The organism is Flavobacterium longum (assembly GCF_965137575.1).
In the GTDB taxonomy this organism is placed as follows: domain Bacteria; phylum Bacteroidota; class Bacteroidia; order Flavobacteriales; family Flavobacteriaceae; genus Flavobacterium; species Flavobacterium longum.
The window spans coordinates 148,098-163,729 of sequence record NZ_CBCRZJ010000004.1 but is presented as its reverse complement, the minus strand read 5'-3'; the positions used below and the strand labels follow the sequence as shown (position 1 = coordinate 163,729).

Sequence of the window (15,632 nt, the reverse complement as noted above, 5' to 3'; positions counted from 1 at the left end):
TGTAGTCATGGCGAAACCAAAGATATACAAAATTTTAGGCGTTGTACTGTTGCTGGCCGTCGTGGCCGGAACAATCGGCTACTTGTCGCTGAGCAACCGCCACAAAGCCATCGTGAAGACAACCGTGCTCCACAAACTTCACCTCGTGGATGCGGAATGGCATGTCAACAACGCCGAATCGCACTACAAAATGGTCTCGCCTTCTTTTTTGATCGATGGGATTTACAAGTCGATGGAAGGACCGAAAGCGTCGAATTATGTACAACTATCGCAGGATTCCGCGTTGGTCTGGCTGACCGGTTTTCATGTTCGGGCGATGGATGCGAAGACCAAACAACCGGTTTCCAACGATTTCATCTGCCACATGAACGTGGATTTCAACGACGTAAAGTATTACACCGGTTTGGGATTGACCGACCGCATCGGGACGCAATACCCACGAATGACGTCGCTCTCGCATGGCATGGAAGATTTTTCGTTCCCGGCGGGTTACGGCGTGCCGATGAAAGGCAACGATCTGTTGTTTGTGACCACGCAGACGCTCAACCACAATTTGCCCGACATCAACTTCCAAGTGAAGCATGAAGTCACGATTGACTACGCCAAAAACGACCAACAAATAAAGCCGCTCATGTGCCGCACCGTTTTCGTGATGTTGCCGTATGACAAGCGCGATCCGTATAAAGAACCGACCGACCCGGGCGCCAACGAATGCATCCCGGTAGAAACCAAAAACCACAGTTACGACGACGGCAACGGGAATATGCTCTCCGGGCATTGGGTGATTCCGGTGGGCAAAAACACTTACCGCAGCAATATTGACAAGCAATTGCAAATTACGGACAGTTTGCGCCTGCACGCGGCAGCGGTACATGTGCATCCGTTCACGACATCGCTGACGTTGTTCGACAAGACCGCCAACAAGCCGATTTTCACCAGCCATGTGATAAACCACAAAAAAAGCATTGGGCTGGACAAGATTGAACAATTCTCTTCGGAAGACGGCATTTGGCTCTACAAAAACCACGAATACGAATTGGTGGAAACGGTCAACAACACCTCCGGCATCCAGCAAGACATGATGGGCAGCATGTTCCTGTTTTTTTACGACCGGGAATTGGACGACAAACTAAACGGCAAATAAGGTGACCGAAAAAAAACTGAAATTCCTGCGGATTGCCCTCGCTGTTTATGTGCTGAGCATCGGTGTGGCGTGGTGTTGTGCATTTGAAGAAGCCATTTTAAGGCATGAGACAAAATATAGCATCGCACGGATAGCCGGAATTACCAACACTATTTATTACCTGGCCGTGTGGCTATTGGCCTTGATTATCCTGATCCGGGCGCGCCTGAACCTCGGCAACTTGTTGTTTGCACTGTTGCTTGCAGCCAATAGTTTCGCGCCGATTGTTCCCGTCTTGTTCAGCGGAAAAATCTACTTGGCGATCGGCATTGTCAATAACTTGTTATTTTTCATGGCATTGTTCAAGACGTTCCAATACTTCCCGAAACCGGTAACACGTGAAGACATCGTCCATAAAGTCCGGTGGAAACCCTTTCGGAAATTGCTGCTGCTCGCACACCATGACAAATCGTGGTTCATTTTCCCGCTGATTCCCCTGGCACTCATGTTCACCCCATTCCAGGAAGTCATGCTGCCGCTGTTGGTGATCGTGATTATCGCCTACTTATACATCAACTTGTCTAAAAGTGAATCAGACCGAAATAAAGTCTTATGGCTGTTTTGGGGTGTGACCATCTATTTTGCATGCAGCATCCTAAACATGCTGTTCTACAATTTCCCAAATGAAGACGTTCAATTCATATCGAGTATCTTTTCGATCATATCCGTCATTGCGTTGTTGGTTGCCCTGACGATGAGTTTCTTCTTTTTTGACAGCTTCGATACGGGCGTCATCATCAAACGGACCATCATCAACAGTTTTATGCTGATCTGTATCGTATTCGTCTACAACGTCATGGAACATTATGTCCTACATTGGGTGTCACACCAACTCCATGTGTCGGACGCATTGGTATCGTCGATATTGTCAGGGATTCTGGTCATGGGATTCAGCCCGATGCACCACAAGTTGATGCATTTCCTGGAGAGGAAACTTAAGAAACATCCATAAAAAACCCGACACTTGGCCGGATTCGTTTTCGTGTATCAGAGTAATTTCCCAATAATAATTTCTTCTGAAATGTTCTCGGCGTCTGCCTTGTAGTTCTTGATGATCCGGTGGCGCAATACTCCAGTGGCCACGGCTTTCACATCTTCGATATCGGGCGAGAATTTGCCATTGAATGCCGCATGCGCTTTAGCGGCCAGAATGAGGTTTTGCGACGCACGCGGGCCGGCACCCCAATCCAGGTAATTTTTAACGTACTCGTTTGAAAGCGCATTGTCCGGACGGGTTTTGCTCACCAAGGTCACGGCGTATTCAATGACATTGTCGGCCACCGGAATGCGGCGGATCAGGTGTTGGAAGTCAATGATCTCCTGCGCGGTGAACAGCGGATTTATTTTCTCAGATGCGTCATTGGTCGTGCTTTTCACGACTTGCACTTCTTCGGCGAACGTTGGATAATCCAGCTTGATGGCGAACATGAAACGGTCGAGCTGCGCCTCAGGAAGCGGATACGTGCCTTCCTGCTCAATCGGGTTCTGCGTCGCCAATACGAAATACGGCAGCGCCAGTTTATAGTTGGTTCCGGCAATGGTCACGGCGCGTTCCTGCATGGCTTCCAGCAGGGCTGCCTGCGTTTTTGGTGGCGTACGGTTGATCTCGTCGGCCAGGATGATGTTCGCGAACAACGGCCCTTTGATGAATTTGAACTGTCGGTTTTCGTCGAGGATTTCACTGCCCAAAATGTCGGATGGCATCAAATCGGGCGTAAACTGGATGCGCTTGAAATCTAGCCCCAACGCTTGGGCAATCGTGTTCACCATCAGGGTTTTCGCCAATCCGGGAACGCCCACCAAAAGCGCGTGGCCGCCAGAAAATATGCACAACAAAATCTGGTCGACGACCTCGTTTTGCCCCACGATGATTTTGGAGATTTCCTTTTTGAGCTCGGCCCTTTTCTGGACGAGTTTTTCGATTGCTGCTACGTCAGACATTGTCTATTTTGAATTTTAAATGCTAAATTGTAAATGCACTTATTCCATTTAAAATTTAGAATTTACAATTTATAATTACTTCTTCAGCCAATTATTGGTGTACTCGCAATCCCGGTATTCTCCGTTGATCTTGACATACGTTTCCTTGATTTTCTCTTCAGACCAATCGCCGATGCGCTTGATTTGCTTTTCCTTGAGCGCCAATTCCTTGATGCGTGTGTAATCTTTGGCGTAATCTGCGGTGTGCACTTCGTGGCGCTGGGTCACGGTGAGCAATTTGTAGAATCGCTTGCCCGTCTGGTCTTGTTCGATCATGGGCATGGACACTTCATTTTCGGCCAAACCGGTCACTTGCCCGTACAATGCCGGATCCATTTTGGTGAGTTCGAAGCGCGTGTCCTGTGTTTTCGGGTTGATGAGTGCGCCGCCGTTGGCACGGGTTTCCTTTTCGTCGGATTCTGAACGCGCGGCATCGGCGAAGGAAATTTCCTTGTTGATGATTTTTGTGCGGATGTTCACCGCACGGTCGCGGGCTTCCTGCAAGGATTCGTCGGTGATTTTCGGCGTGATGAGAATGTGGCGCAAATCGATTTCGTTGCCCCGGATTTTCTCGACCAAAATGATGTGGTAACCGAATTCTGTCTCGAACGGATCAGAAATTTCGCCTTCGCCCAAACTAAACGCCACGTCCTTGAATTCCTTAACGAAAGGCGTTTTGCGGGTCATTTTGTAAAATCCGCCATTGGATTTCGAGCCCGGATCTTCCGAGTACAACACGGCCTTGCTGAAGAATGTGGATGTGCCGTCCTGGATGTCTTTCTTGAACTGCTTGAGCTTGTCGATGACTTTTTGTTTTTCCTCTTCGGTGACTTTGGGTTTGATGACGATTTGCGACACTTCTACTTCTGCCCCGAATTCCGGCAATTCGTCCTTCGGGATTTTCTTGAAGAACGTACGCACTTCTTCCGGCGTGATCTCGACCTCATCGATGATTTTGCGTTGCATCTGGTCGGTCAGCATATTGGTCTTGATGATGTCGAACAAATCCGTCCGGAATTCATCTTCATTGTTCTTCTTGAAATACTTTACGACCGCGTCCATGGATTTGAGCTGCTCGACCATGTAATCAATCTGGCGGCCCATACGCTCCCGGACTTCTTCGTCGCTTACCACGATAGAATCCTGCACGGCTTGGTGTGCGTACAATTTTTCTTCGAGCAATTTCCCGAGCATCTGGCAACGTGAAATGTCTTTGGTGGGAATGTTCTGGCTGCTCATCTCCAGATACGCCTTGTCTATGTCTGAATCCAAAATAATGTAGTCGCCGAGTGTGGCCACGACACCATCAATTTTTTGGCGTTGCTTCTGCACCGGCTTGTTCTCGGCCACCTCGTTCTGCGGCGTGACCTGCGCAACGGCCAGCGTTGAAAAACCAATCGCCACCAAGAGCATCAGCTTATTTGTAAATCTCATAATTCTCGTCTTTGATGGCATCATCTGTAATATCCTTTTCAAATTTCTTAATCAGTTCGAGTTTCCTCGTATTCAAAATCACTTCCTTGAGTGTCGGCTTGATGTATTCATAAGGACTGACCTGGTTTTGGCCGATCAATCCCGTAATCTTCACCAGATACCGGTCATTGCCCTGCGGAAATTGTATCGATTTCCCCGCAACGATATAGTCGTCACGATTGTCGGGCGTGATGAACGGCAACCGGCTGTATACTTGCGGCATGTCCGTCCAGACGGTATCATTTAACGCAAAATTCTTGAACTGCATGGTGTGCGTTTCCCAGAATTTCTTGTCGGACTTCCTGAAATCAAAAAACCGCGCCTTGATGGTTTCGTATTTCGGATTGTCCTTATCCAGCAAGATGTACCGCAACCTGACCAATGTGCCGTTGGTGCGGAAATTATCTTTGTTGGCGGCGTAATAGGCCTTCAACTCTTGTTCGGAAACCGCTGTATCGACGGTTGTCCTGACCACGTCTTCCAGATACGCCTTGGTGTACAAATCCACACGGTATTGGCGAATGAGCTGGTCATAGGCGGCTTTTTTCTCGTCGCTCAGGTTTAACTCGGCTTGCTTGATCAACAGTTTCTGCGATGCCCAGCGGTCCATGAAATTCCTGACGATGATCACGCTATCTGGTTTTGATGTTCCCGGCGGTACCAATCCTTTCAAGTCTTCCTTGTAAAGATAGAAATCGTTGACCCGCGCCACCGCATCGGCTTTGGCTTCTTGCTTTGTCCCGCAGGAAATGATTGCAAGTAAACCTATGACCGCCAACGCTTTTCGCATCAAGGGTGCAATTGCTGTTTCACTTTTTCAAAAACGTCCTGGTTGACCTTTACGCTGAATTCGCCGCGCAAATCCTTCACCCAGTTCTCCTCGAGGTATTGTTGGTAGTCGTTGATGACTTTGCCTTTCGCTTCTTCCAATGTTTTCGGGGCGGCCGGTTCTCTCTTGTTCACCAGCACGACGAAATAATACTCGCCTTCCTTGATGATGTCCGACACGCCGTTTTGCGATTTCAAACCTTTCGGCAAGGCATCGCTGCCTTCTTCAAAAACACCCGAATTGGCCATGACGTTCACCACGCCTTTGGTGTTGAGTTTTTCTTTGATGAAATCCGGCGTCTTGCCTTGCTTGAGGAATTTCTGCGCCTGCTTGATCACGTCCATTTTGGTAGATGACACAACCGTGGCATCCAGACGGTGTTTCCACATATAGTTGTTTTTGCGTGCGTCGTAGAATTTCTGCAGCCCGATCGTATCGGTTTTAGATTTCTCCCAGATTTCCTTTTCCATCAAATCGAACAGCAGCAATCCGTCGCGGTATTCATCGATGACGTAGCCGAATTCCGGAAATTCCTTTTCGAGATTGTCGTTATAGTAGGCGTTTAATTGCTGGTCGAGGAATTGGTCGTACGCCGTATCCACCAAACGCGCAATCGGTTTCACGGCCAATCCTGCTTTCTGTTGCGCTTTCAGATAGTCCATGAAATCGCTGCCATTGACGGCTTTGTCTTCAATGGTGAACAGCTTTGCAGTCGCTTTGGCGTCCGTTGACGGTTCCCAAGTGCCTTCGTAATACTTGTCGGTAACAGCTTTCTTGATGGCCGCGAAGGTTTTGTCGTCGCGCTTGATCTTGTATTTCTTGCGGAGTTTTTCGTTGATGGATTCGGCGATCAATCTAGAACGTTCGTCCTTCCCTACGCGGTTTTCGATTTCCGCTTTCGCTTCGTCCAAGGTTTTCAGCGGATAACGCTTGATGAGTTTCACGATGTGCCACCCGAACTGCGTCTCGAACGGTTCCGAATAATCGCCCGGATTCTTCAACCCGAACGCCACGTTTTCGAACGATTCTGAACTCAATTGCCCAGACCCAAATTTGTTGAGCATGCCGCCTTTCGGTGCCGATGACTTGTCATCTGAAAACTGCTTGGCCAACGTCTCGAAACTTTCGCCTTGCTTGAGTTTGGTGTAAATGTCATTGATGGTATTCTTGGCTTCGGTCTTGCCCTGGTCGCCGTCTTTCGAATTCGGCGTGATCATGATGTGCGCCACTTCTACTTCGCCGCGGTTCGGGCGCTCGTCCGTGACTTTGATCAAATGGTAACCAAAACGCGTCCGGATTGGATTTGAAATCTTGCCCACCGGCGTTTTATAGGCCGCCGATTCAAAAGCGTACACCATTCGGAATGACGTAAAATAACCCAAATCGCCTTTGTTTTCCTTGGCCGACGGATCTTGCGAATATTTTTCCGCGAGCGCTCCAAACTCTTCACCCGCCAGCGCTTTCTTGCGGATGTCGGCAATTTGATGATAGGCTTTGAGCGTGTCTGCCGGCGTAGCATTCTCATCGACCAAAATCAAGATGTGCGACGCCTTCACTTCCTTGAGCGAACGCTGATACGCTTCTTGCACCAACTCTTGCGTGACCTTGGAATCGGTCATGTAATTCTTAGCGAGTTGCGAGCGGTATTGCTTGAGTTCGGTTTGGTACTGACCGCCTTTCTCCAGGCCCAATTTGTAGGCTTTGTTGATTTTGAGCTTGTACCCGATGAACAATTCGAGGTATTGGTTAAGGTCTTTTTGCGATTCGTCTTTTACAAGGTCGAGGTTTTTCTTGTAAACCCGGGCGAATTCGTCGGTGTAGTAGGGTTTGTCTTCAATGGTGAATAAAACTTCCTTTTTTGCATTTTGCGCCTGCGACGCGATGCTCAGGGAAAGGATTGCCCCGAAGAACCAATGTTTTATTTTCATCCTAGGAATTTCGTTTTGACGCTCGTAGCTACGGGCGCGAATTACAATCAGCAAAAATAACAATTCAGAGGCATTACACAAGCCATCTACCTACTATTAACAAAAAATTATTAACAGCCGTAAACCCTTGATTGACGCGGGGTTTCGCCTATTTTTGCACCTTTTTTACGACATTGGCACCGCCGCGCTTTCGTTTGGTAATAATGTGCTATTTTTGCGCACATTTTCAAGCCAATGAGTTTTAAAGAAGAAATCAGCAAACGCCGGACTTTCGGCATCATTTCGCACCCGGATGCCGGTAAAACGACGCTCACGGAAAAACTGCTCCTGTTCGGTGGCGCTATCCAGGAAGCGGGCGCGGTAAAAAGCAACAAAATAAAGAAAGGCGCAACCTCCGACTTTATGGAAATCGAACGCCAGCGCGGCATTTCGGTGTCCACATCGGTTTTGGCCTTCAACTATAAAGGAAAGAAAATCAACATTCTCGATACGCCGGGCCACAAGGATTTTGCGGAAGATACGTTTCGCACGCTGACGGCCGTAGACAGTGTCATTGTGGTGATTGACGTCGCGAAAGGTGTCGAGGAACAAACCGAAAAACTCGTGGCCGTTTGCCGCATGCGCAACATCCCGATGATTGTTTTCATCAACAAACTCGACCGCGAAGGAAAAGACGCTTTTGATTTGATGGACGAAGTCGAGCAGAAACTCGGTCTGAAAGTTACGCCACTCAGTTTCCCGATCGGCATGGGTTACGATTTCCAGGGCATTTACAATTTGTGGGAAAAGAACATCAACCTCTTCAGCGGCGATTCGCGGAAGAACATTGAGGAAACCATTGCGTTTGACGATGTCCAAAATCCGGAACTCGAGAAAATCATCGGCGAAAAACCGGCGCAGAAACTGCGGGAAGAGCTTGAACTCATCGACGAGGTTTATCCGAAATTTGACCGCGACGCTTACCTCGAAGGCCAATTGCAACCGGTGTTTTTCGGTTCGGCGTTGAACAATTTCGGCGTCCGCGAACTGCTGGATTGCTTCATCGAAATTGCGCCGTCGCCACGCCCGAAAGATTCAGATACGCGCACGGTACAACCGGATGAGACAAAACTGTCCGGCTTCGTGTTCAAGATCCACGCGAACATGGACCCTAAACACCGCGACCGCCTGGCTTTCGTGAAAATCGTCTCGGGAACGTTTGAACGCAACAAACCGTATTTGCACGTTCGCCAAAGGAAATCACTGAAATTTTCAAGCCCGAATGCATTCTTTGCAGAAAAAAAGGAAATCGTGGATGTGTCCTATCCCGGCGACATCGTCGGCTTGCACGACACCGGCAATTTCAAGATCGGCGACACCTTGACCGAAGGCGAAATGATGAACTTCAAAGGCATCCCGAGTTTTTCGCCCGAGCATTTCCGCTACATCAACAACGCCGACCCGATGAAAGCCAAACAACTTGAAAAAGGCATCGACCAATTGATGGACGAAGGCGTGGCGCAGCTCTTCACACTCGAACTCAACAACCGAAAAGTGATTGGTACCGTGGGCGCGTTGCAGTACGAAGTCATCCAATACCGTTTGGAACACGAATACGGCGCGAAGTGTACGTACGAAAACTTCCCTGTACACAAAGCTTGTTGGGTAAAGCCGGACGATCCCAAAAACGAGGAATTCAAGGAGTTCCGTCGCATCAAGCAAAAGTTCCTCGCGCACGACAAGTACGGACAATTGGTTTTTCTCGCAGACTCCGATTTCACGATCCAAATGACGCAGGGGAAATACCCGAGTGTGAAGTTGTATTTCACTTCTGAATTCGACTAACTACATCTTTTTGGGAAATTTTTAAGAACAAAAGCACTTAATTTTAACGGTTTACTTTTTTATTCAATATTACATTATTACCTTTACAGCCGATTTTTACGTTATGAAAAAGAACAACTTCTTTAAATTTTACGTGCTGGCTGCCATGCTGTTATTTGACTTTGTGGTATTTGCTCAGGGCGGCCCCGGAGATGACGATGATAATGGCGATTTGGAAGGTGATGACGCACCGCCAGTACCGGTAAACGGCAAGCTGATCTGGCTGGCCATTACTGGAATTGTTTTCGCAATCTATATTTTCAGAAGTTACAACCGCAAGGAAGAAGCATAATTGCTTTCACTATAAATTAAAAACGCCTTTCCATTCGAAAGGCGTTTTTTTATGACCTGTTTGTAAAAAAAGACTCCGGAATTTCGGAGTCTTTTTCGTTTATGCCTAAACTTTAATTAACTACTTTCTTGGTCACGGCCAGTCCGTCAACAGAAGTTACTTGTACGAGCAACACCTGGTTGGTCGTCCCGACATTGAAACGGGTTTCATGCGCCATAACGTTGTGGTTACTGTACAACAATCGGCCGCGGATGTCGAATACTTTTACCGATTGCATGTCGATGGTTCCGGTATTGACGATCCAGTCATTGTCTTTGTAGATCACTACATTTGTCAAATCAAAACGTGGGTTCGATAGCGCACCGCCCGTGAAACGAAGCACGAAGCGCTCGTCAAAGGTGCCGATTCCCGTTGTAAAGGTATAACTGCTCTCTTTCAGGTTATGGATGATCTCTGCAGTACGGTCTTCCAAATACACTTCCTGCGTATCGAACAATCCGTCAAATTGCGCGAGTGTAATCGTGAAAGCACCGTCCAAGGTTGACTTGAAGCCCATCGGCACCTGATCTTGTACGTCAAATGGCGTTGGCCTGCCCTGGATCGAGAACTTCTCTGCCCCAATGAGTGAGTACAACCCGACGACGTTGCCGCCGTCCACGAATGTGCCGTCAAATCCACGATCTATATTGTAGGTTGCGCCATCGGCATACCCAACAAGTGTTTGTTTGTATGCGCCCTGTGAATTGGCGACCTCTAACCACAAGCGGTGTTTGCCGTCCTGCGCAGGGGTGGCATTTTCGCCCGGCCTGAAGAACTGATTGTTGTTTGACAGCAATCGCATCCCGTTGTTAAATGTAGCAGAACCATTGGCCAGTGCATGGATGAAGAAACCTTCCCCCGCCGCAATGTTGCCGGTTGGTATGTTGTTGTTCACGCCTGCATTCGGAGCGGCGATTGTGCCCACGCCACCGAGATAGTTGTACACTGCGTAATCGTTTTGTGTATACACGTTGGCATTGATTGGCGAGTTGTGCGTCCAGAGGTAAATCGTTGCGTCAAGAACGCCCGCGTTGGCCGGATCGGAGAACAACAAATCGGCATCTATAGCGCTCGGATATGGGTTGCCCAGTAAGTTCAGATCGGCTGTTGCGGTTTTCACCATCGGTGTGGTGATGACACCATTATTCGGAACACCTGTAAACACTCCGGCGAACGGTGCGGGTACGGTCGTAAACGAATCGGGGGCGCGGACGATGTAACCTTTTGCAGGCTGCATGACGCCCGAATAGAATTGCCAGTTGTTGATGGTCGTGTTCCACTGGTAGAATTTACCCGGATTAGTACCCGGAGAAAAAGCCGTCAACGATTGACCGACAACTGGTGAAGACCAATATGTATAGTCAAATTTCACCATCGGCGTTGAATTCCTCTTATAAATGATGTTGCCGGTGTTGGTCGCATTATTTACCTGAACCAAACTCGCCGAATCTTCAAAAGTAAGTGAGCCGCCCGTTACCGTTACTTCATTTTCTACGATGAGATTCACACCCGAATTGAACGTCACATTGCCCGACAGCACTTGAACGGCACACGCATGAATATCTGCCGTACCAGTGTAGTTTCCGTTAAAAATGGCTTTGGTATTGGCATCCGGAAGCCCGTTGCTCCATGCGGTTGTCCAGGTTGTGGTTGGGTAAGAAACCGATGCGACCGCAGAATATACCAACGGACAAACGCCGTTACCCAGAACTGCCCTGAAATACCTGATGACCGGGAACGCGCCCATCATCGCAGGTGTCAGTGTCGCCGTTGTGTTCGCGATTGGCGTCACGCCTAAGGTAAACGCCGCGTCATTGGCATATTCCCACCTGATGATGTTGCCGGAATGACCTGTCAATGTCATGGCGGTTGGTGTTCCGCCGCTGCAAATTAATTGATCGCTTCCCGGTGAACCGCCAACAGGTGCCGCATCAACATTGATGGTGATAAAGCCCGATGATGTACAGCCATTGCCGCCTGTAGCAGTAGCCGAGTAAATAGTTGTTGAAAGCGGCTTGGCATAAACTACAGAAGCCGGAACACCCAGATAAGGATCTGTCGCAGCCGCGTCATTGTATAGCCCGGTGGTAGGCGCCCAAGTCAAGGCCGTTGCAATAGTTCCTGTAATGGCAATATTGTCAATTGCCCAGCCATATCCCCAATTTGAAACGAAATTGAAGCGAATCATTACCGAAGGATTGGCCAGATAAGCACTTAAATCAACGGAGGCGTTGGTAAAATTCAATGGCGTTCCTTGAGTGGCATTGTATTGTTGCGCAACCGCCCAGCTTGCACCGCCGTTAGTGGACACTTCAACCGCAAAACTGTCTCCGCCGATGTAACGCAAATAATGGTAAAAATTCAAGGTGGCGCTGGTGTAACCAATTAGGCTGAACGCCGGAGACTGCAAAGTCGTCCTTGTAATAACGAACGGCATCAGGCTCGAACCTTGTGAATCCGCGTTCGTCAAATAAAATTGACTATTGTCGTTGCTTCGTATTGAAACGTTCCATGTGCTGCTGGCATAGGCATATGTGCTGTTCTGCAAAGTCCATTGCGAGGCCGCGGTGTCGCCATCGGTCGAGGTATTGGCAACGGTCCATCCGTTTACGGCAGCATTAAAATCCTCATTGAAGATGGGCACCGAAGAAAATGTTCCTACACTGCCATTGAGCGCTTGCACGGCGCCTTCGCAAAGCGTTATCGCACTTGCCGGAATCACGGTAACCGGCGGCGGAATAGGATTTACCGTTACGGTATGTGTGACGATATTTCGGCACTGGCTTCCACCCGATTGCAACGCTTCAAGCGTATACGTGGTTGTGGTTGTCGGGTTAAAAGTGTAGCCGCCCGCAATGGTTCCTGAAACACCCGTATTAGGCGTCCACGTGAATGTATTGTACGACGCCCACCCAGAAATGGTTACCAACGGAGTGGTTTCGCCTTCGCAAATCGTGCTCGAACTCGAGCTGATTCCCAAAGCCGGAGCCGCGGTCACTGTGGCCGTAACAGGCGTTCTTCCAGACAAACACTGTGTCGTAAATTTCCAGTTGTAAAAGCCAACGTATTGGGTGTTGTCAAAAGGGTTGCCTGTAATATTCGCAACCGTAGAGGTGTAAGGATAAATCGTTCCGGCGGTATTCATCGACAATCCAGAAGCCGGAAGCGTCCCTAAATAAAGATTGTAGTTCCCTGGCGCAAGCGGATAGTTAAAGGTAAGGGTTTGAACAGTGCTACCGCCCGATACCGTCGTCGTAAATGGAAAGGTTGCAATAGTGATGTTCGACGAATTCCGCAATACGACTTGTCCCGCCTGTCCAGAAGCAATTGGGAAAATATCAATGGAAATCAACGAGGTATCATCCAATACTGTGAAATTGCTGCTTGACTGGAAATTCTGCACGCCCGTTGTACCGGTGTGAGCGGTCGGCGACGCAGGACCCACTTTAGCGATGGCACCAAAAGCCTTTGCTTCGGCATAGTACGTCGTGGTACCGGTCAGTGTAGGTGTCGTGAAGGTGTTGCCTGTATGCAAGATCGATCCTCCCGCCGCGGCCGCGTACCAATTGATCACCGAACCCACGTTAGGTGTTGCCGACAAATTCACGGTTCCGATACCGCATCGTGTTGCCGGTGTGGTTGACGTTACCGAAGGCGGCGTACACTCTGTACAGAAAGTCTCTTCCAAAGACCAAACGCTCTTGTCTGCCGCGCCGCAATTGCCCCGCACCCAAACATAGTAGCAAGATGACGAAGCCAATCCCGTTAGGGTGGCCGTGTAAATGCCCGCACCGACACTTCCCGTAGGAACGGTAGCCGAAGTTGGTGCCGTTGCCGATGAGGACACATAATATTGATAACCCAATGCAGGATCAATCAATGGCGGCGTCCAAGTAATTGTAGCCGAATTTGACGTGATTGAAGCTGGCTGGGCCGTGACATCGGTTGGTTCGAAACAGGTTGGCGACAAGATTACATTTACGTCATCAACGGCAAGATAGCTTTGGTTGGCCGCACTGTAACCATTGAATCCGATATAGTATACACCCGTGATTACAGGTGTAAAGTCAACATAAGTTTGTTTGAATATGGTGTTGTTGATGTTTGATAAATCCATCAACGTCTGGTTCATTTGAAGTTCAGACTGGCCCGAGCCCAACTGCACCCGAAGGTTTTCGGTTTGCCCGGTCGTGGCGCCTGTGTTGTATTTAAAGATGAGTCGATAAGAAACGCCTCCTGTCAAGTTCAATCCCGGTAGGAAAAACCAGTCGTCCATGGCCAGGGCAGGGTTTTTACCAATAAACATAGCCTTTGGCGACGAGGCGAATGTTACGGTTTGTGTACCCCATTGCACCGAATCCGCATTGGTATCGACCCGCGCATAACAGCCCGGAATGGCACCGATAGCCGTAGCGTCGAAATTCTGAAAGTATGGAATGTTGAAATAGCCGCATGTGGTCGCCGTCGTAATCGTATTACTGTTGATCGGGCAACTGGCGCCGATCGCACGAATCCTATAGTAATAGGTGGTCAGGGAGGCAAGACCAGTCACCGTAAACGAAGTGACATTCCCTACCGAAAGGTTGTTGTAGCCCGCAACTATCGAAGCGAACCCGGCATCTGTAGCCACATCGATACGATAGTCGGTTGCGCCTGCCACTGCAGTCCAGTTTGCATCGAAACCATTGCCTCCAATGGCTGTAGCCGCCGTAGCGGTGGTGGGATTGGAACAAGTCGTTGCACTTGCTGTCAAAATGTTGCTCAAATCGTAGAATGGCGCACCCGTACAGTTGCTATTGAAAGGGATAATCCAGTAGTAGTAAGTCGTATCAGGCGTCAAACCTGTTTGCGTAAAGGTGGTTACGGCTGTATTGCTGACGACCGTATAGGCTGCGCCCATCGTATTGCCGACCACGGAAAAGGTTCCGTTGGGAACTTGCGCTACTGTAGGCGCAACATTGGTTGTGCTCCGGAGGACGAGATAACCGGTTGGTGCCGGAGACGCGGCCGTAAAACTATTGCCATTAATCGCCGTATTGGTGATGCCTGTACTTCCCAAAACCAATGCGGTTGGTGACGCAGTCGGCGTAGCGCACGGTGGCGCCGGCGTCCAGCGATAGCGCAATCCCAGGTCAGGATATGCCAAATCAACGGTCCTGATGAAGGAGTTGTTGGCCGTACCAGCGGTGGTATTGTTGAACCAAACCAAGTTGGCCGCCATTGAACGGTTATTGATATTGCCCGCGGCGAAGTTGTTGGACGGTCCGCGCAAACCTACTTGCGCACCCACAGGAATGTTGCTCGTTGAACTACACGCTCCGTATGAAAAGTCTATGATATTGGTAGTCTCGTGAAGCCTGATCTGGAAATTGTAATTTCCGACATTCGCGCCGCGGACGGCATCAGACCATTGAATGACAAACACTTGATTAGGCGACACGCCTTCGGTCCCGACTGCAATTGGCAACCCGTTTGAAACCAAGTCCAGACCCAACGCACTAACCGCGCCGGTGTAAGCTGTTCCCGTACTTAGTGGCGTAATCGTGCCCGCCAACGGCGCAGTCGCGCCGAAGGTAATGAAGCCATTACTGTTGATGCGACATGTGGTATAATCGGCGCCATTGAAATTAAAAGTAAACGGCAACGTGACCGCTACGACGCTATTGTCCCACGGTGCGGCAATGGCCGTTGATGGTGCAGAAAGCGGCGTATATCCCGCTAGAGATTGGCTGAAGCCATACACGCTGACTTGCGCGCGCACACTTGCCGCGGACAGTAGCAACCCGACAGCAAAAAAAATCGTTGCGATACGTGTAGGTACCAACCGCAAGCATTTGTTAATAAATGTAATCATAGACGACATTAGTATTTCGTTCTTTGCTTTCGCAAAATAATGGGCATATTCTCAGCAAAAATAAGCGAAATAAGCAGTTACAACATTAATAATCAAATATTTATTGACAAAAATTACTAACACGATTTTGAGAGGTCCAAACCTCGATGCCTTATCAGCACTGCGATTCGGAACAGTCAAATGTTAATACT

General features: G+C 49.0%; 9 protein-coding genes. 4 read left to right on the top strand and 5 right to left on the bottom strand.

The window, feature by feature from the left end; all coding sequences use genetic code 11:
- Positions 1-7 precede the first annotated feature (7 nt).
- Together ACM9J1_RS08790 and ACM9J1_RS08785 are read left to right on the top strand one after the other, a co-directional pair.
- Positions 8-1,144, top strand: a complete 1,137-nt coding sequence (locus ACM9J1_RS08790; RefSeq protein ID WP_415581662.1) for a hypothetical protein — start codon at positions 8-10, stop codon at positions 1,142-1,144.
- A 1-nt stretch (position 1,145) separates the two neighbouring features.
- Positions 1,146-2,135: a hypothetical protein gene (locus ACM9J1_RS08785; RefSeq protein WP_415581661.1), complete on the top strand. Its 990-nt coding sequence runs from the start codon at positions 1,146-1,148 to the stop codon at positions 2,133-2,135.
- Positions 2,136-2,170: 35 nt separating this feature from the next.
- Here the strand turns inward: ACM9J1_RS08785 and ACM9J1_RS08780 are convergent, their stop codons facing one another.
- From ACM9J1_RS08780 to ACM9J1_RS08765, 4 genes are all read right to left on the bottom strand, one after another.
- The gene (locus ACM9J1_RS08780) at positions 2,171-3,124 is read right to left on the bottom strand and encodes an AAA family ATPase (RefSeq protein WP_415581660.1); all 954 of its coding nucleotides are present in this window, start codon (positions 3,122-3,124) and stop codon (positions 2,171-2,173) included.
- 75 nt (positions 3,125-3,199) lie between these two features.
- Complete coding sequence (locus ACM9J1_RS08775; protein ID WP_415581659.1) at positions 3,200-4,597, bottom strand: peptidylprolyl isomerase; 1,398 nt, start codon at positions 4,595-4,597, stop codon at positions 3,200-3,202.
- Entirely contained in the window at positions 4,581-5,426 is an 846-nt protein-coding gene (locus tag ACM9J1_RS08770) for a hypothetical protein (RefSeq protein WP_415581658.1), read from the bottom strand. The genes ACM9J1_RS08775 and ACM9J1_RS08770 overlap by 17 nt, the downstream gene beginning before the upstream one ends.
- Entirely contained in the window at positions 5,426-7,393 is a 1,968-nt protein-coding gene (locus ACM9J1_RS08765) for a peptidylprolyl isomerase (RefSeq protein ID WP_415581657.1), read from the bottom strand. Before ACM9J1_RS08765 ends, ACM9J1_RS08770 begins: the two co-directional genes overlap by 1 nt.
- A 234-nt stretch (positions 7,394-7,627) precedes the next feature.
- Here ACM9J1_RS08765 and ACM9J1_RS08760 point away from each other — a divergent pair, with 234 nt between their 5' ends.
- Together ACM9J1_RS08760 and ACM9J1_RS08755 are read left to right on the top strand one after the other, a co-directional pair.
- Complete coding sequence (locus tag ACM9J1_RS08760) at positions 7,628-9,217, top strand: peptide chain release factor 3 (protein WP_415581656.1); 1,590 nt, start codon at positions 7,628-7,630, stop codon at positions 9,215-9,217.
- A gap of 103 nt (positions 9,218-9,320) precedes the next feature.
- A complete protein-coding gene (locus ACM9J1_RS08755; RefSeq protein WP_415581655.1) occupies positions 9,321-9,548 on the top strand; it encodes a hypothetical protein in 228 nt (75 codons plus the stop codon).
- A gap of 112 nt (positions 9,549-9,660) precedes the next feature.
- Here the strand turns inward: ACM9J1_RS08755 and ACM9J1_RS08750 are convergent, their stop codons facing one another.
- Positions 9,661-15,441, bottom strand: coding sequence for an Ig-like domain-containing protein (locus ACM9J1_RS08750; protein ID WP_415581654.1), 5,781 nt, complete (start codon positions 15,439-15,441; stop codon positions 9,661-9,663).
- Between the last annotated feature and the right edge of the window lie 191 nt (positions 15,442-15,632).

Coding starts and splice junctions, on each gene's coding strand:
- ACM9J1_RS08750 (WP_415581654.1), bottom strand. CDS start 15,441: ATGATTACATTTATTAACAAATGCTTGCGGTTGGTACCTACACGTATC.
- ACM9J1_RS08780 (WP_415581660.1), bottom strand. CDS start 3,124: ATGTCTGACGTAGCAGCAATCGAAAAACTCGTCCAGAAAAGGGCCGAG.
- ACM9J1_RS08790 (WP_415581662.1), top strand. CDS start 8: ATGGCGAAACCAAAGATATACAAAATTTTAGGCGTTGTACTGTTGCTG.
- ACM9J1_RS08755 (WP_415581655.1), top strand. CDS start 9,321: ATGAAAAAGAACAACTTCTTTAAATTTTACGTGCTGGCTGCCATGCTG.
- ACM9J1_RS08775 (WP_415581659.1), bottom strand. CDS start 4,597: ATGAGATTTACAAATAAGCTGATGCTCTTGGTGGCGATTGGTTTTTCA.
- ACM9J1_RS08760 (WP_415581656.1), top strand. CDS start 7,628: ATGAGTTTTAAAGAAGAAATCAGCAAACGCCGGACTTTCGGCATCATT.
- ACM9J1_RS08765 (WP_415581657.1), bottom strand. CDS start 7,393: ATGAAAATAAAACATTGGTTCTTCGGGGCAATCCTTTCCCTGAGCATC.
- ACM9J1_RS08770 (WP_415581658.1), bottom strand. CDS start 5,426: ATGCGAAAAGCGTTGGCGGTCATAGGTTTACTTGCAATCATTTCCTGC.